Origin of the sequence: Clostridium formicaceticum (assembly GCF_001854185.1) — a bacterium.
GTDB lineage: Bacteria > Bacillota > Clostridia > Peptostreptococcales > Natronincolaceae > Andreesenella > Andreesenella formicacetica.
Genome location: NZ_CP017603.1, coordinates 1362269 through 1379023, shown reverse-complemented (window position 1 = coordinate 1379023; position 16755 = coordinate 1362269). Strand labels below are relative to the sequence as shown.

The window sequence follows — 16755 nt, the reverse complement described above, 5'->3', positions numbered from 1 at the left end:
CCTAATTTACTTTTTCTGTAATCAAATCAATAATTGGAGAAATTTCTTTCTTCTTTGTTTTAAAGCTAACTTTATTTAAAACCAATCTAGCGCTGATACTGGCTATATCCTCTAAAACTACTAAGCCGTTTTCCTTAAGGGTTTTTCCTGTTTCAACAATATCTACAATCACATCGGATAGTCCCATCAATGGTGCCAACTCCACCGAACCTTCTTGCCGGATAATCTCCACCGATTGCCCTTTTTCTGTAAAATATTTTTTTGTGACATTTGGATACTTTGTTGCTACACGAAGATGTTTCTTTCCATTGGCACTGGAGGGCTTTCCTGCCACAGAAAACTTACAATTACCAAATTTTAAATCCACTACTTCATATAATTGCTTTTCCTGCTCCATCAATACATCCTTGCCTACAATGCCCATATCTACAGCCCCATGCTCTACATAGGTAGGAACATCCGCCGCCTTCAATAAAATTACCTCTATATTATGACTGGATAAGGAAAACACCAGCTTCCGATTATCCTCCTTTAGTACCTGACAATCTATACCAATACCCTCTAAAAGTTCAATACTATATTTTGCCAGTCTACCTTTGGCTATAGCCATTTTTATTGTTTCCAAGTTACCATCCCCCCAAATCTTCTAAAACTTGAATCTCACCCTTGTCGTCAATCTTTATGACTTCATCTATTTTTCTTCGCTGAGTATATTCCTGTAGATCCTTTGTGTTTTCTAACAAACAGATCTCTACCACATGCCCTGCGGTTCTAAGTTTCTCCACCGTCTGTGCCGTCACCAAATTCACCTGTGGCGCCAATAATAGGATGTGTTTACTTCTTTGTACCTTTAGGTTCTCCTGAATCTTTAGAGCCTTTGTGATTTTATTGACAATAAAAGCAAATCCAGTGGCAGCACACTCTATGCCAAAATCCTCTAAAAGTCTGTCATAACGACCACCACTCAATAAAACCGTCCCTAAGTCTCTTGTAAATCCTTTGAAAATAATGCCGCTATAATACTTCATCATCGTCACCATACCTAAATCCAAGGATATGTATTTTCCTAGTCCGTAGGCTGCAATCCTGTCACACACCTTTTCTAAATCCTCTACGGCCTCTAGCATCGCCGCATCTAAAGGCAGGGCTTTTACCTCCCCTAAAACCTCCTCCGGCTCACCAAATAGTCTTGGGAGCTTCTTTAAAATCTCTTTGATTTCCTCTTCTATCTTTAAGGCATTTACCAGTTTATCTAATTCAATAAAGTTTTTATTTTCTATATGCTCCTCAATCTCTTGTTTTTCCTTTTCTTCTATTATAAGTTTTTCTAGAATACTTCTTAGAAGCTTCACTTGCCCGATATCTATTTGAAAGTTTTTTAATCCTAAGTTTTTCAAGCTCTCGATGGCAGTAATAATTACTTCTACATCGGCTTCATAGGAGGCTACGCCGAAAAGTTCCACCCCTGCTTGACGAAATTCCCTCTTCTTGCCTGCCTGTTCTTCATCAATACGGAAGACGTTCTGTACATAACAAAGCTTTAGCGGATAAACAAAATCCTTCATCTTTGTAGCCACCATCCTGGCGATAGGTATGGTGCAATCCGGTCGAAGTACTAAAATCCCTCCATTGGTGTCAATCAATTTAAACATTTTATCGCCATTACTCGCTAAGTAATCATTAGAAAAAAGGTCGTAATATTCTAAGCTAGGGGTATTTACCTCCATATATCCTGATTTCATAAAATTATTCATCAATTTATCTTCAATGTGCCTGCGATAAATACAATCATCAATTAATAAATCCTGTACTCCCTCTGGCAACAGTACTTTTCTAGATTTCATCTCTTCCCATCTCCCCCTCTATTGTTTCACCGCTTTAATTTGATAAAGCGGTGAATTGAAAAAGTATATGTCATTTATTTTAACCCCTCTAGATGTCTTTGTCAAGTGAAATTTCCGCGAAAAAAAGAAAAAGATAGCTCAAGTTTACGCTATCTTTCTCTTCCTATCTTTTATATAGACATATGCCTATGAACTTTAATATCCTAAGGCTACGCTTGTAGTCTTTGGCTACGTTTTTTAGCTAAGGTGAAACCGTAGACCGTGTATATTGAGATTCAAGTTTAAAGGCGTATACCTATATCTCCATTAGTTGTTCATCCAATAGAATAATCACATTTAAGTTGCCATTTCTAGAACGAATATCATCCATTAAAGCTTTTTCCTCCGTACCTTCTCTACTCTTAATGGAATACATTAACTCAAACATCGTGCCTAAATTGGTGGTCCTTATACTCATAAGAGAAAACTCTTCAAGATATTTTTCTAATAGATCATCAAACAACCCTTCAAAGTTTAGATTCTCTGGAACCATAATTTTTAAGATTTTTTGCTTTTCTTTTTTTGCTCCATAATCTAAATTGTATAGAATAAAAATCAGTCCACATAACATAGCAACAAAAACAATCGCTGGTATAAATAAGCCTGCTCCAGAGGCTAAGCCTGCTCCTAACACAAAGAAGATAAAGGCTATGTCCCTTGGGTCCCCTATGGTGCTCCTAAACCGTATAATAGATAAGGCCCCCGCCAAACTAAAGGCTCTAGCAATGTTGCTGCCGATGGCAACGATAATGATAGAAATTACTACCCCCACAATGATTAAAGTTTGCGCAAAGGTTTGAGAATAAAATCTGCCTTTATAGGTCTTGATATAGGTATAGGAAATCATCCATCCTAGAAGAAAACTAATCAAAATCGTAATAATCACTTCACGTAATGTGGTGATGGTACCAATTTCATTCAACATAAAAATGTCATTTATAGTATCTATCACAATCTACTCCCCCTATATGATATTCTTCTGGTTTAACATTACTTCAACATTATTCTGACTGTTGGAGTATTTGGAAAAACCCTGCATGGAGCAACTAAAATTACTCAAAATTCTAGCAAGCCATAAGGGCACTCTTTCACTTAGCTTGACCTCTAAGACAAAGGTATTAGGGTCCATAAAAAGATCCCCGTGGCTGCCTTTCTCTAGCCTAAAGTTATATTCACGCTTTCTCAGATTTTTATCAAAAGTAATCCTTATACTAGGGTCCTCAATTACTTGAAAAGCCTGTCTTTCATAGCATAATACCATTTTCGGCACCAGTTGATAAAAGTTCTTTAAAAAATCTATTTCCTTTAAAATTTGTTGATTGGAAACCTCAAAGGAAAAGGGATTTTGTATAGGTTCTTTTTGGCTTAAAAAACGATAGGCATCTTTTAACTTAATTAAAGTTCGCCTTTTATTGACAACTTTATCATGTTTTTGTTTGATTTCTAAAAAAGCCTGTTCATTTAAGTTCGCTCTATTATAGGTGCGGAGCCTTAACTTTTGCCTAAAAGACTGTCCCAGCATTTTTTCCTGGTGAAATAGATTGTCCTCTGTATCATAATAAATATTAGAGATGGTATAATAACCTTCTTGATCCCCATGGGCATCTATAGAAAGATACGGCCTTAAGGCTGTCAGCAAATCTCTATAAACGTCATCATTAATCAAATACTTTAACTCGTATCGATTAAATACTTCCCTTGCCATAATCTCTCCTCCTCTCTAAAATTTATGGTAGTTTCATCCTTTGGCACAACTATTTCAATTTAACATATCTTTAACATATATAGTATAACACCCTCCTCCAGCAGAGTAAAGTTTAGTTTCTTCCAATAGCATTGGTAGGAAATTTCATAAAAAGGAGATGATTTTTTTGGACAGAATTGAAAAAATATTGAAGGATAAAGAAGAGATAGCTGCTTTAGTTCCTCTGTATCAGCAGGACTTAGGAAATATCACCAAAGTCATGCTGCAGGATGAAGAAGTTCTCCTAAAGCATTCTATAACATCAGTCTTATATGCCATCTGTAACTACTATGCCCTCCACCTAAGACTTCTTAGGAAAAAACAGCAAAAGTTATTAAACTGCAAATACTATGTTCCTTTACCTTTGAGCAAAAACTTATTACTGTTTCCCATTAAAACAAGAATACCAAAGGTAAAAAATGATTCTTCACTTGCCTATGTCAACTACTTTCAAGTAAAAAAACTGGATCTTTCCAAGAAAGCACTGCATCTAAAGAATGGAAAACTAATCTACTGCCTAAACAGCGCCCCCATCTTAAAAAAACGTTATCATCAAGCAACACTCATTGCCCAGCTTCAAGAGGAATATCTACCTATAAAAAATGTGGAGGCTACCTTAAAGGATCTTGCGCTTCTTCGTGATCTTTTAACAGACCTTATCACTTCTTTCTCATCAAGCGGTTAAAGCAGCGCTATCTAGATCATGGATTTTATTGTGGGATCAAGCACTGTGCATCTTGAAACAAAAAAAGTCTTCCTTTTTAAAATTGAAGGATGACTTTTTTTATACTCCCCTAGAACATTCCTTGCATTAAGTTTAAGGTTCTAACTACCCCATGACTTAAACTCATCACTGCTAAGCCTGCTATAAGATTGCCTATTAAGATAGCAGGAAAAGCTAGCTTGATTCGCATGTCTAAAAGCACTGATGCCAAGCTACCTGTCCATACTCCCGTTCCCGGCAATGGTATTGCCACAAATAAAATCAAACCCCAGAAGCCATATCGCTGAATCTTGCCACTTCTCAGCATCGTTTTTTTTGTGATCTTCTCTATAAATCCTTTGAATACCCTTGTTTGTTTTAATAGTTTAAAAATCGGTCTTGTACCGAAAATAATGATTGGCACCGGCAATATACTGCCAATAAAACTAATAGCAAAGGCATGAAGAGGGGACATCCCCAGAGAAATCCCCACAGGTATAGCGCCTCTTAACTCGATAATTGGCATGGCAGCTGTTAGCAATACTGTTAATTCAATTGTCATAAATTCTAAGAATTTTGTAAAAAAACCCATCTCATTTCTCCTTACTCTGTGTCACAGGGACAGTTCCATATTTGTCTTTGGTTGTAATATGCCTAATGCTGTCTATGTCGGTTTTAAGAAGCTACCTTTCTTGTGTTAGTGGTCTTAAATACCACCCTTTTACTTAAAATATAATTTAATAAAACTACTCCAGCATTTACGATAAGCTTACTGATAAATTCCTCCATATGGAATAATTGAATCAGGACAATTAATCCTACTAAATCGAAAACATAGGTCCCAATCCGTACAGTAAAAAATAGACTCATTTCCTTTATAAACCCCTTATCGGTAGTAGAGAATACCCACCTGCGATTGGTATAAAAAGCTACCATCACTGCTACAACAAAAGCTATTGTCGTGCTTATACTATAGTGTAAACCTACGTCTACTAAAATCTTATAAATCACTAAATTTACTAAGGTTGTTAATACGCCAAACAATAAATAGGAGAAATAGTGTTTGATTTTACCCATCATATTTTATCATCACCTTATTCTATATTAATCTCCTTCTCAACAGTATAAAGAGGTCGCCTCCTTGCTTCATCGTAAATCCTTACAAGGTATTCCCCTATAATCCCTAGGGCGAATAAGTGTATACCACTCAGCAGAACCATCAACCAAAGCCATCCAGGTATACTGCTGACTGTACCCCTTACCCATGAGATTCCGCTGTAAAGCATCAGCAAAATACCCAGTAGGATCACTACCAATCCCGTCCCTTCTATCCACTTAATGGGTTTGAAGGAAAAGGAGAGAATACCATCGGAGGCCAGTTTCAACATCTTCTTTAAAGGATATTTTGTTTCTCCCGCAAACCGCTCTTCTCTTTCGTACATCAGTGCTGTCTGTTTGAACCCAATCCAACTTATCATACCCCGAATAAAACGGTTTTTCTCAGGCATGCTGTTAAAAACATCTACCACCCTGCGATCCATGAGACGGAAATCTCCTGTATCCACAGGTATATCTACCTCTGTCATCTTGTTTAAAAACCGATAAAAATACTTTGCAGTTGTCAGCTTAAACCAGGTCTCACCTCTTCGCTTTTTCCGCTGTCCATAGACCACGTGATATCCCTGCTGCCACAGCTTCAGCATGTCTGGTATCAGTTCTGGTGGGTCTTGAAGATCTGCATCAATCACCACCACTGCGTCCCCAGTAGCTTTCTTTATGCCAGCAGTTACAGCAATTTGGTGACCAAAGTTTCTGGCAAAGCTAATCACCTTTACTTTTTTATCCTCTGCAGCAATCTCCTCTAATATATTTAAGGTATTATCTTTACTACCATCATTGACAAAAAGAATTTCATGTGAAATGTTATTCTCCTGCATTACTTTTTTTAAGCGCTTATAACACTCTCTAGCTACTTCATTTTCACAATACATAGGTACTACTAAGGATATCAATTTTTCTTTCATTCCCTCAACGCTCCATTTCCGATTTTATCTGCATCCCCCATTATATACACCAGTGCCGTTACTGCTGTTAGAATAAAGAAGGGTACCACTGGATGATGGTATCGAGACTGAACCTCTAGCAACACATGGGCAGCTGCAAAAACCAACACAATCATAGCAGGTAACCCAATAGAATGCCCTGCTTTTCTTTTTATGCTGTACCAAACTCCTAAAAGAGCCAGCATCATGATGCCCATATAATAACTTTGCGCCACTATATCAACAGTTTCCTTGTTTTCCTCTATCCATAGGCTAAAGACGGTGTCAGGATAAACCTCCAACATGCTCCAGTAGAGAGCATAGTCATCCGTAGTCCACTGAATAGCAAATTTTTTCTCTGCCAGTTCTACAAACGCAGTAGGATCTTCTTTAATACGTTCTATAGCACGTCTTTGGGCTTCTCCATGAACCCTGTCGAAATCATGGTCGTATTCCTCAATAATTTGCCATGCAGTAGGATTCCACATACCGTTTCTTTCAGGATCTGTACCTACATACATATTAAAGCCTCCTGCTGTTTTTCCTAATGGTACTTTTACTATATCTAAGTAAAGCAAATTCAGTAGCCCAAGGGTAAGAACAAACCCTAAAAAAATCATTGCCAGGATTTTTCCCTTTTCCTTCAAAAAACCTACCATAGGTTTTTTCACTTCTTGAAAAAACAGCAGATATGCCAGCATGGGAGGAAACAGCAGCGAAGCCACTGGACGGATAATATGGGCCATCCCCATTACTGCTCCTATCACGAATAATTTCAGCAATCCCCAGCTCTTCAAGTTTATTTTTGAATATCGGATAAACAAATAGATGGATAGTAAGAACAAGGCTAAAAAAACATGCTCCGATGCCAACAAGGTAATATACATAATATCTGCAGGATATAGGGCAAAAATCAATCCTGCCATTTGTCCTGCTATATCCCCTAAGACCTCTCTCACCAATAAGTATAGAAGAATTGCCGTTATGATAGAGCAAAATACATTGAACCATTTCCCCACTGCTACAGTATCACCAAAGATTCTATAGATATAGGAAAGTACTAAAGGATATCCCGACAGGTGAGGAAAGACGTTGCGAATTTCCAGATAGGCATCATAGTCCCCCTGTAAAAGGGCTATTGCATAGTTATGAAACCTTAAAAAGTCATATGCCGGCATCGTATTCATCAGCCTTACCCAAACATATCTAGGGGCAAAAGCAATCAAGGAAAGCAAGGGTATAAAAAACTTTGGACTTTTTAAAAAATCTATTTTTCTCAGCAAATAAAAAACGCCAATAAAACCACCACATACAAGCATACCATAAAAGAACAAATACAGAGTAGGTCTTTGATAAAGATAGGGTCCCCGCAGAAAGTTACCATAAATCAGTACCAGTATAAAAAAAAGTAAATAAAAAGAAAGTACTGTATTTCGTACTATTTTTTGTATCATTTTTTTCTCTCCCTATCCTTTTTTCTTCAAAATTCATGCTTATTATAACACACTTTCCAGGATAAAGCTATGGGGAGAGCTGCTATACCATATTTAAGCAGCCCTCCCCCTATTTAGCTAATCGCTTGATCTACTGCAACAGCAATTTCCTTCACAACCTTGTCCTTTTCTCTATTAACAATTCCTGTAAGATATTGATAAAATTCTTCTTTTAAATCCTCTCTCTTTAGTGCAAATTCTACAGTAGCCTGTAGAAAACCTAACTTATCTCCTACGTCATATCTCTTGCCTTTAAAATTGTAGGCATACATCGCTTCCTTTTGTGCTAAGACCTTTAAAGCATCTGTCAACTGAATTTCGCCGCCTTTACCGGGCGCTGTATTTTCTAATACATTAAATATTTCAGGGCTAATAATATATCTTCCCAAGATGGCTACATCAGAAGGTGCTTCCGGCACTGCTGGCTTTTCTACCAAATCCTTTACCTTATATACCCTATCTTCTATATGCTTTCCCGCTACAATCCCATACTTGTCTACATCCTCCATAGGCACCCGCTGTACCCCTAAGATGGTTGTCTTATATTCATTATATACTTCTATCATTTGTTTTAGACAAGGTACTTTTGCATCTACAATATCATCTCCTAAAAGAACTGCAAAGGGTTCGTCTCCTATAAAGCTCTTAGCACAGTAAATGGCGTGTCCTAAGCCCTTTGGCTCTTTTTGCCGGATATAGTGGATATTTACCATATCAGAAATTTTTCTTATCTCCTCCAACAAATCATCTTTTCCCTTTTTTTCTAATTCTAGCTCTAGTTCGATAGACTTATCAAAGTGGTCTTCGATAGACTTTTTATTTCTCCCTGTAATGATGAGTATTTCTTCTATGCCAGAGTCCACAGCTTCCTCAATAATATATTGTAATGTGGGTTTATCTACAATAGGTAGCATTTCTTTAGGTTGTGCCTTCGTAGCCGGTAAAAATCTTGTCCCTAGCCCAGCCGCTGGTATAATCGCCTTTTTTACCTTCATGATTTTTTCCTCCTCATAGACAAGTTTCCTACTACCATTGTAACATAAGCAGATGACCAAAATCTATGATTTTGTGTCAGTCGCTTAGTTAACGTTCTTCAACACATTTCATTGCTTCTGCTAGCCAAAATGTGTTGAAGATAAGATAACAAAGCAGATGACCAAAACACCAAACCCACAAATAAAAGTCTTGTGGGCTTTGTTGGTGACTTGATAAGTTTTAATAATTTCCTGCTATCCCTCGAAAAACACTGTTAATGATACCGACGGCATCTACATCTTGTGCAGAAAGCTTTTGGAAGAATATTTTTTCCTGATAGTTTTCTGTAATCGCCCCCCAAAGGGTCAAAAGCATTATTTTTTTATCTATATCTCCCCTTAACTCGCCATTGTGAATACCTTCTTCTATTAGAACATCAATAAAGTCATAGACTGTATTTCTAGCCTCCATGATTTTATAAATCATTTCCTCCGATATAATACTATTTCTTGAGATAATCAGTTCTCCAGCTTGAACATATTTCTCTATAAACTCCCCATGATACTGAGCAAGCAAAACTAATTTTTCCTTTACCGTCTTTTCTTTTTTTATAATTTCCCTTGCCTCTACAATGTATTGCTCTGTTATATATAGAATTGATCTTTCAAACAATTGCTTTTTACTATCAAAATATTCATAAACAGTTCCTTTGCCAACGCCTGCCTCTTCGGCAATATTTGAAATCTTTGCTTCATAAAACCCATATTGATTAAAAACCTTGATAGCTGCCTCTAGGATTAGATATTCCTTCTGTTTCATTGTTACTATCATAGTTTCACCTCCAACCGCTAGTTTGCGGTTGTTTCTCTTCCTTTTCTTTTAAGCTTTCTTTTTACAGTCATAGCAAGATCATCCATTATTGTGTAAATAATAGGTGTTACTAATAAGGTTAAAACCGTTGATAGCAGCAATCCCCCCACAACAGTTGTGGCCATAGGTGCTTGGGCTTCTGCACCTTCTCCTATCCCTAAGGCTAAAGGAACCATCGCTAAAACCGTTGTTAGTGTTGTCATCAGGATAGGTCTCAATCTTGTGGGGCCTGCTATGGTGATGGCTTCACTTCTGTCTTTGCCTGCATTTCTTAAGATATTGATATAATCCACCAATACAATACCATTATTGATGACAATCCCTGCCAACATCAGAAGCCCTATAAAGGCTGGTACATTTAAGGTTCTTCCGGTTATAAATAACCCTAAGAAGCCTCCAGAAAAAGCTAAAGGTATTGACATAATAATGGTAAAGGGATGCATCAATGATTCAAACTGCGAAGCCATAACCATGTAAACCAAGATAATAGCCAGCACAATTGCCAAAAGCAAGTCAGCAAATGCTTCTACCATTTGTTCGTTTTCTCCCCCCATTTGATAAAAATACCCTTCCGGCAATTCATAGGCTTCTAGTAAAGCTGTAATATCCCGTGTGACACTTACCAAATCTCTGCCGCTAAGTTCACTGGTAACCGTAGCTACCCTATGTTGATCTTCTCTATTGATACTGGTAGGCCCTTGGGTAATATACATATCCGCCACTTGATTTAACGGAACCGTACTACCCATAGGGGTTTGGATGCCTATCTGCTCTAAATTAGCTAAATCCTGTCGTATATTTTCTTCTCCTCTGATAATGATGTTTGTTTCATCTCCATCTTCTCTAAACCTGGAAACCGTCGTACCAAGGGCAAAGCTCCTTACAGAATTTGCTACTTGGGCTGTTGTCAAACCATAGGTGGAAGCCTCATATTTGTTAATATGAATCTGAAGCTCCGGTACCCCCTCGGAGAAACTGGTTTTTACATCTCTGGTTCCTTCTACTTGAGCAATCATTCTTCTAAAATCCTCTGTAATCTCCTCAAGCGTCTCTAGATCGTCTCCCTTGACTTTGATCTCTATAGGTGCGCTAGCACCGCCCATTGCCATCCCATCAGCGCTTGATACACTAATTTCCGCACCAGCAATATCTCTAACAAGACTTCTTATTTCATCGGCAACCTCATCAGCACTTCTGTTCCTTTGGCTAAGGCCCACCAACATGACCGTCATGCTTCCACGATTGTCACTACTTGACGCGAATCCTGCTCCCATGCCACCACCAATCGTAGTATAAACAATATCAATTTCTTCTATCGGAGCAATTGCAGCTTCTATTCGCTGAAGTGTTTCATCTGTTTCGCTTAATTGCGAGCCTGTTGGTAAAGTAACACTAACATCTATTTGACCTTGGTCCGAAGCAGGAAAGAACTCTGCCCCTACAAGAAACACTGAGGAAACACTCCCTACAAATACCACTATGGTCATAAAGATAAGGGTTTTTCTATGTCCTAGACCCCATATCAGCATTTTTTTGTAGCTCTTCTCTAATCCAGCAAAACAACGATCAAATAGGTCGTAAATACCTGTAAAGATTTTTCTCTTTTTAGATTTTTCCCCTTCCTCTATTCTCTCTACCTTCAAAATCTTAGAGGATAACATAGGAATAAAGGTTAATGCTACCACTAAAGAAGCAACTAAAGACAGTGTAACTGTCATAGCAAACTCACCAAATAAAATAGAGGTGAGCCCTCCTACGAAAACAATAGGTGCAAATACTGCTATGGTGGTAAGGGTGGATGCAGTAACCGCCATAGAAACCTCTTTTGCCCCCTCTATCGCTGCCTCTACTCTAGAATAACCCTCCATCCTGTACCGATAAATATTTTCCAACACTACAATAGCATTGTCCACCAGCATCCCTACGCCTAGCGCCAATCCTCCTAATGTCATCAAGTTTAACGTAATGCCATTAAAATATAACAGTACAAAGGTTGCAATGATAGAAATAGGTAAAGCAGTTGCGATAATCATGGTACTTCTAATATTTCTTAAAAATAGATACAGAATTAATATTGCTAAGGCACCACCCACTAAAGCATTTTTAGCCACATTCGCAATAGCATCATTGATGTAATCAGATTGATCAAATATAGTAACAATTTCAAATTCTGGATAGTCTGCCCGTAACTTTTCTACTTCCCTATTAACGGAATTAGCAACCTGAACCGTATTACTCCCTGATTGTTTTTGTATTTGTATTCCTATACCATTTTTGCCATTGGTCCTAGAGATGCTCTCGATTTCTTTTTGAATCAGTCCTACCTCTGCCACATCCTTCAGTCGAATAATCGATCCAGAAGATAAGGTTATCGGTAACTCTCCAATTTCCTCTACGGTTTCAAACTCTCCCAGAGTTCTGATGGTTAGTTTTTCTGTTCCTCTTTCTACCGTGCCCCCTGGCACATTGATATTAGAGGCACTAACCACCTGTGTTAATTGGTCTACACCAATGCCATAGGCGTTTAATTTTTGTTGGTTTACCTTTATTTCTATTTCATTAACGTAGTCTCCCACAATACTTACTGAAGCAACGCCGCTAATTCTCTCAAGCCTTGGCTTCATGGTATCTTCCGCCAATGCCTGCAATGCAAAGAGATCTTCACCATTAGAAAGCGACAACATCACAATGGGCATAGCGTTCATGTCTAGCTTCATTACCATCGGCTGCGATGCATCATCTGGAAGCCTTCCTCTTACCATATCCACCTTTTCTCTCATTTCTAAGGCTGCAAAATCCATATTGGTACCAAAATCAAATCTTGCTACAACAATGGAGTTTCCTTGAGAAGACATGGAGGTAACTGTATCCAAGTCAGCAACAGTGGCTACAGCATCTTCAATAGGCCTGGTCACCAAATTTTCCATCTCGTGGGGGCCTACCCCTGAATAAGTAGTGCTGACAATTGCTACAGGAATCTCTATGTCTGGCATTAAATCCAAAGGTAAGCGCGTTAAAGAGATAGTTCCCAGTAGTATTATCACAAGCATCATCATTGTAATCGTTACAGGTCTTCTTACTGCAAATTTTGATAAATTCATTGTTACTCACCTCCTACGATCTTAACCCGTTCTCCATCGGTTACATATTGCTGCCCCTTAACAATTACCTGATCTCCTTCCTGTAATCCTTCTATCACTTCTACTTCAGAAGCGGTATTCATTCCTAACGTTACCTGTTTTTCGACAGCATGATCTCCTTCTACAACAAAAACAATATTATTTCCTTCTTTGTCCAGAACAGCTCTACGGTTAATCACCACCACATTGTCTCTACTATCCAGATTCAATGCCATAGAACCACTCATTCCTGTTCTAATCTTGCGATCCTTATTATCTATGTATACTTTTACTGTGTACAAACGTGTACTAGCATCTACCGTAGGACTAATAAAATCAATCGTTCCCTCTACTTCCTCCTCTAGTGCTGCTGGTATATGAACAGATACTTTTTGTCCAGTATATAAGGTGTTTACAATGTTTTCTGTAACATCTACCTGGAAGTAAACCCTATCAATATCGGCAATCGTGGCTAATGGTTGTGCACCACTGGCTAATTCTCCTGCTATCACATTTAAACTAGAAATCACACCACTCATAGGTGCCCTTACAACCGTATCTTCTAATTTATCCTGTGTTTGACGATGAGTAACTTCTGCTTGATTTAACTGATTTAATGCTTGCTGATAACTTATCTCCGCTTGGCGTATTTGACTCTCAGCAACTTCTAGGGGTCTTCTAGAAGCCGCTAACTCTGCTTGTTCTAGCTGTGTTTTGGAAGCAGCACCCGCCTCAAAAAGCTCTTTGGTTCTTTGAAGGTTTGTTTCAGCATTCTCTATACTTTCTTTTATGGAGTCATAATTAATTTTAGCTGTTGTGATGGCGTTTTCCGCTTGATCCACACTTTTTTGTGCTAAATTTACGGATTGTTGTGTTTGTTCTATACTTCGAAGCATATCTTTTTGATCTATCACAAACAACACACTGTCTTTGCGGACATAATCTCCCAACTTCACATTAACAGTTGTTACTTTTCCTTGTATTTTAGGTAATACAACAGCCTCATCATTGGCATGTATCTTCCCATTTAATGTAATGCTGTTACCAATAAACTTCGTCTCTGCTTTTTCAATTTCTATAGGGACGTAGGCTTCTTCCGGCGCTGTTACAGCCACCTCTTCTTTGCCTTTGCAGCCTACTAAAGCAATTGCTAAGAACATTGTTAGTAATAGTGGGCAAATTACTTTTTTCATCATTTTTCTCCCTCCAATATCTTCTTTAATTATTAAAAGCTTCTACTAAACTATCACTATAACTTTAATTAAAATTGACTGACAGTCCAGTGTAATTTCTACCATATTATATAATATTTTCATGTAAACAATCAATTAAAAGTATCTTAATTTTTTCTTAAATTCATTACAGTGCAAAAAACACCCCCTTCCGCTATAATTTATAGAGATAGAGGTGTTTTTTCTTATGTTTAATAAGTTTTCTATAGTGAAATATGATATGCTTATGCACTTATTTTAGAAATTTACTCATAAAAAAACTCCCTTCTGAAGGAGAATGATTTGTTCATTCTTGTCAGAAAGGAGCTTCTTTTTCATTTAAGCATAGGCTACTTTTTACAGTGTGATCCTCTGAGAGAACTCCTCTCAGGGTTTCCTTTTACTAAAGATTAGTTTTGTTCTGTATCGTTTCCTTCTTCTTCGTCTTGCTTTTCATCATTGTTTTCATCTTCATCTACTTCTTCGTCTTGCTCTTCATCATTGTTTTCGTCTTCATCTACTTCTTCATCTTGCTCTTCATCATTGTTTTCGTCTTCATCTACTTCTTCGTCTTGCTCTTCATTATTGTTTTCGTCTTCATCTACTTCTTCGTCTTGCTCTTCATTATTGTTTTCGTCTTCATCTACTTCTTCATCTTGCTCTTCTAACTCACGGAACATGTTGTGGATCACTACTACAGCTTCTGCTCTTTTAATGTTATTTAGTGCACCAAAGGTTCTAACTTCTTGATTATCAACATAGCCATTCATATATCTAGCTGCTGCTACTGCACCTACATGACCCTTCGCCCATGCTGAGATTGCATCAGTAAATACTTCAGAGGCTTCTGCATCTTGCTCTAATTGATTGATTTTGCTAATGATAGCCGCTACTTCTTCACGGGTAATAAAGTTTTCTGGCTTCATTGTACCATCTCCGTACCCAGAAATATATCCAGCTGCCTCTGCTCTTCTTACTACGCTCGCATACCATTCATTTTCTGGTACATCGGAATAGTCAATTGCTACTTCTGTTATGTAGCCCATTGATTTGTTGATTAATGACATAAATTCTGCTCTAGTAATGTTGTTTTCTGGTTTGAAACTGCCATCAGGATAACCACTTACAACTTCTTTTTCTGCCCAAAGGATAATTCTATCAGCAGCCCAGTGACCTTCTATATCACTGAAGGTAACAGTATTCTCCTCGTCTGATGCTTCATCATTCTCTTCATCCGATGCTTCATCATTCTCTTCGTCTGATGCTTCATCATTCTCTTCATCCGATGCTTCATCATTCTCTTCGTCTGATGCTTCATCATTCTCTTCATCTGATGCTTCATCATCCTCTTCATCTGATGCTTCATCATTCTCTTCATTCGATGCTTCATCGTTCTCTTCATCTGCTGCTTCATCGTTCTCTTCATCCGCTGCTTCATCATTCTCTTCATCCGCTGCTTCATCATTCTCTTCATCCGCTGCTTCATCATTCTCTTCATCTGATGCTTCGGTTTGATCTACAACAGAAGTATCTGCTGCATCTCCATTCTCTAGATCAGCACCCTCGGCAAATACCATTCCTACAGATGTAAGCATCATGATTGCTGCCACCAATAGTCCTAGTATTCTTTTAACATTATCTTTTCCTTTCACTATCATCCCTCCGTTGAATAATTTTTTAGGCCCCTTTCCCCTAGGACCTTGAGACTATTGTATATAAAAGATATTGAAATTGCAATGTTTATAGGGAATATGTTCCAATGTAAATACTGGTATGATGTCTATTTAATGACTACGGTATAGGGTCATAAATATAAAATACGTGCTTCTTGCGAGAAGCACGTATTTTATATTTATCTTTGATTATTTTTTATTGTTGAAGTTTTTTAATCCTTCTTCCCAATGAGGCATTTTATAATCTAGCTGCAATTGTAACATATAGTTTTTCATAACAGAGTATTTTGGCCTTATTGCAGGACGGTTTAATTCCTCTGAAGTAATAGGTGAAACCTGTATATCTTTTACACCTGCAACTTCAAAGATCTTTTTAGCAAAGGCATTCCAGCTACATTCCCCCTCATTGGAAGCATGATAAGTACCATAGGCATCTGTAGTAATAATTTTCTCTATTACTGCCACCAAATCCTTTGTATAGGTTGGACTACCGATTTGATCGTCTACTACCCTTAAAGTTCTGTTGGTTTCACTTAGCTTTAACATTGTTTTTACAAAGTTGTGACCATGCTCTCCATACAACCAAGAGGTTCTTAAGATATAATGGCGATGGCAGATTTCCTTAATACTTATTTCTCCGGCTAGTTTAGATTTTCCGTAGATACTCAGCGGATTTGAAGGATCAAACTCAATATAGGGACTAGACTTTTGACCGTCAAATACAAAATCAGTAGAAATGTGTACAAGTCTGCATCCGGTTTCCATTGTAGCAATAGCTAAATTTTTAGCGCCGATGCAATTAACCTTATAGGCCAAATCTACTTCTGTTTCAGCACCATCTACATTGGTGTAAGCAGCCGTATTGATGATAACATCTGGCTTTATATCTCTTACCGTGTTTATCGTACCCTCTAAGTTTGTGATATCTAACGCTTCCTTTTCAACCCCTATCGTTTCATAGCCTCCACTTAATTTTTCTACTACGTCGGTTCCCAGCTGTCCTTTTGCACCAATAACTAAAATCTTCATTTTTTCACCTCTA

15 protein-coding genes are annotated in these 16755 nt (G+C 37.8%); 1 reads left to right on the top strand and 14 read right to left on the bottom strand.

Features of this window, described 5'->3' with window-relative positions; all coding sequences use genetic code 11:
• Window position 1: 1 nt before the first annotated feature.
• The 4 genes from hisG to BJL90_RS06355 all read right to left on the bottom strand — a co-directional run bounded on the left by hisG (window position 2) and on the right by BJL90_RS06355 (window position 3588).
• Window positions 2–625, bottom strand: a complete 624-nt coding sequence (gene hisG / locus BJL90_RS06370; protein ID WP_156778721.1) for an ATP phosphoribosyltransferase — start codon at window positions 623–625, stop codon at window positions 2–4.
• A gap of 1 nt (window position 626) precedes the next feature.
• Window positions 627–1844, bottom strand: a complete 1218-nt coding sequence (hisZ, locus tag BJL90_RS06365; protein ID WP_070965502.1) for an ATP phosphoribosyltransferase regulatory subunit — start codon at window positions 1842–1844, stop codon at window positions 627–629.
• Window positions 1845–2139: 295 nt separating this feature from the next.
• The gene (locus tag BJL90_RS06360; protein ID WP_236905031.1) at window positions 2140–2835 is read right to left on the bottom strand and encodes a DUF4956 domain-containing protein; all 696 of its coding nucleotides are present in this window, start codon (window positions 2833–2835) and stop codon (window positions 2140–2142) included.
• Between the two features lie 12 nt (window positions 2836–2847).
• Window positions 2848–3588 (bottom strand): polyphosphate polymerase domain-containing protein, encoded by a 741-nt coding sequence (locus BJL90_RS06355; protein ID WP_070965500.1) that lies wholly within the window; start codon window positions 3586–3588, stop codon window positions 2848–2850.
• 166 nt (window positions 3589–3754) lie between these two features.
• Between BJL90_RS06355 and BJL90_RS06350 the strand changes: the two genes are divergently transcribed.
• On the top strand, window positions 3755–4312 hold the full coding sequence (locus BJL90_RS06350) for a competence protein ComK (protein WP_070965498.1): 558 nt from the start codon (window positions 3755–3757) through the stop codon (window positions 4310–4312).
• 109 nt (window positions 4313–4421) lie between these two features.
• Here the strand turns inward: BJL90_RS06350 and BJL90_RS06345 are convergent, their stop codons facing one another.
• The 10 genes from BJL90_RS06345 to rfbD form a co-directional block, all read right to left on the bottom strand.
• The gene (locus BJL90_RS06345) at window positions 4422–4922 is read right to left on the bottom strand and encodes a COG2426 family protein (protein ID WP_070965495.1); all 501 of its coding nucleotides are present in this window, start codon (window positions 4920–4922) and stop codon (window positions 4422–4424) included.
• A gap of 83 nt (window positions 4923–5005) precedes the next feature.
• Window positions 5006–5410: a GtrA family protein gene (locus BJL90_RS06340; RefSeq protein ID WP_070965492.1), complete on the bottom strand. Its 405-nt coding sequence runs from the start codon at window positions 5408–5410 to the stop codon at window positions 5006–5008.
• A gap of 14 nt (window positions 5411–5424) precedes the next feature.
• Complete coding sequence (locus BJL90_RS06335; RefSeq protein ID WP_070965489.1) at window positions 5425–6354, bottom strand: glycosyltransferase family 2 protein; 930 nt, start codon at window positions 6352–6354, stop codon at window positions 5425–5427.
• Window positions 6351–7826: a glycosyltransferase family 39 protein gene (locus BJL90_RS06330; protein ID WP_070965486.1), complete on the bottom strand. Its 1476-nt coding sequence runs from the start codon at window positions 7824–7826 to the stop codon at window positions 6351–6353. The genes BJL90_RS06335 and BJL90_RS06330 overlap by 4 nt, the downstream gene beginning before the upstream one ends.
• Before the next feature lie 113 nt (window positions 7827–7939).
• Window positions 7940–8860 (bottom strand): UTP--glucose-1-phosphate uridylyltransferase GalU, encoded by a 921-nt coding sequence (gene galU, locus BJL90_RS06325; protein ID WP_070965483.1) that lies wholly within the window; start codon window positions 8858–8860, stop codon window positions 7940–7942.
• A gap of 220 nt (window positions 8861–9080) precedes the next feature.
• On the bottom strand, window positions 9081–9671 hold the full coding sequence (locus BJL90_RS06320) for a TetR/AcrR family transcriptional regulator (protein ID WP_070965480.1): 591 nt from the start codon (window positions 9669–9671) through the stop codon (window positions 9081–9083).
• A 17-nt stretch (window positions 9672–9688) separates the two neighbouring features.
• Window positions 9689–12811 (bottom strand): efflux RND transporter permease subunit, encoded by a 3123-nt coding sequence (locus BJL90_RS06315; RefSeq protein ID WP_070965477.1) that lies wholly within the window; start codon window positions 12809–12811, stop codon window positions 9689–9691.
• Window positions 12812–12813: 2 nt separating this feature from the next.
• Window positions 12814–14025 carry an efflux RND transporter periplasmic adaptor subunit gene (locus BJL90_RS06310; RefSeq protein WP_081561870.1) on the bottom strand — a complete coding sequence of 404 codons (1212 nt, stop codon included), beginning with the start codon at window positions 14023–14025 and terminating at the stop codon, window positions 12814–12816.
• A 425-nt stretch (window positions 14026–14450) separates the two neighbouring features.
• Window positions 14451–15692 carry an S-layer homology domain-containing protein gene (locus BJL90_RS21815; RefSeq protein WP_070965474.1) on the bottom strand — a complete coding sequence of 414 codons (1242 nt, stop codon included), beginning with the start codon at window positions 15690–15692 and terminating at the stop codon, window positions 14451–14453.
• A 210-nt stretch (window positions 15693–15902) separates the two neighbouring features.
• Entirely contained in the window at window positions 15903–16742 is an 840-nt protein-coding gene (gene rfbD / locus BJL90_RS06300; RefSeq protein WP_070973018.1) for a dTDP-4-dehydrorhamnose reductase, read from the bottom strand.
• Window positions 16743–16755: the final 13 nt, after the last annotated feature.

What these genes read in the sequence shown, in the direction of transcription:
- BJL90_RS06330 (WP_070965486.1), bottom strand. Translation starts at nt 7,826, where the DNA reads ATGATACAAAAAATAGTACGAAATACAGTACTTTCTTTTTATTTACTT.
- rfbD (WP_070973018.1), bottom strand. Translation starts at nt 16,742, where the DNA reads ATGAAGATTTTAGTTATTGGTGCAAAAGGACAGCTGGGAACCGACGTA.
- BJL90_RS06345 (WP_070965495.1), bottom strand. Translation starts at nt 4,922, where the DNA reads ATGGGTTTTTTTACAAAATTCTTAGAATTTATGACAATTGAATTAACA.
- BJL90_RS06355 (WP_070965500.1), bottom strand. Translation starts at nt 3,588, where the DNA reads ATGGCAAGGGAAGTATTTAATCGATACGAGTTAAAGTATTTGATTAAT.
- galU (WP_070965483.1), bottom strand. Translation starts at nt 8,860, where the DNA reads ATGAAGGTAAAAAAGGCGATTATACCAGCGGCTGGGCTAGGGACAAGA.
- hisZ (WP_070965502.1), bottom strand. Translation starts at nt 1,844, where the DNA reads ATGAAATCTAGAAAAGTACTGTTGCCAGAGGGAGTACAGGATTTATTA.
- BJL90_RS06315 (WP_070965477.1), bottom strand. Translation starts at nt 12,811, where the DNA reads ATGAATTTATCAAAATTTGCAGTAAGAAGACCTGTAACGATTACAATG.
- BJL90_RS06335 (WP_070965489.1), bottom strand. Translation starts at nt 6,354, where the DNA reads ATGAAAGAAAAATTGATATCCTTAGTAGTACCTATGTATTGTGAAAAT.
- BJL90_RS06320 (WP_070965480.1), bottom strand. Translation starts at nt 9,671, where the DNA reads ATGATAGTAACAATGAAACAGAAGGAATATCTAATCCTAGAGGCAGCT.
- BJL90_RS06340 (WP_070965492.1), bottom strand. Translation starts at nt 5,410, where the DNA reads ATGATGGGTAAAATCAAACACTATTTCTCCTATTTATTGTTTGGCGTA.
- BJL90_RS06310 (WP_081561870.1), bottom strand. Translation starts at nt 14,025, where the DNA reads ATGATGAAAAAAGTAATTTGCCCACTATTACTAACAATGTTCTTAGCA.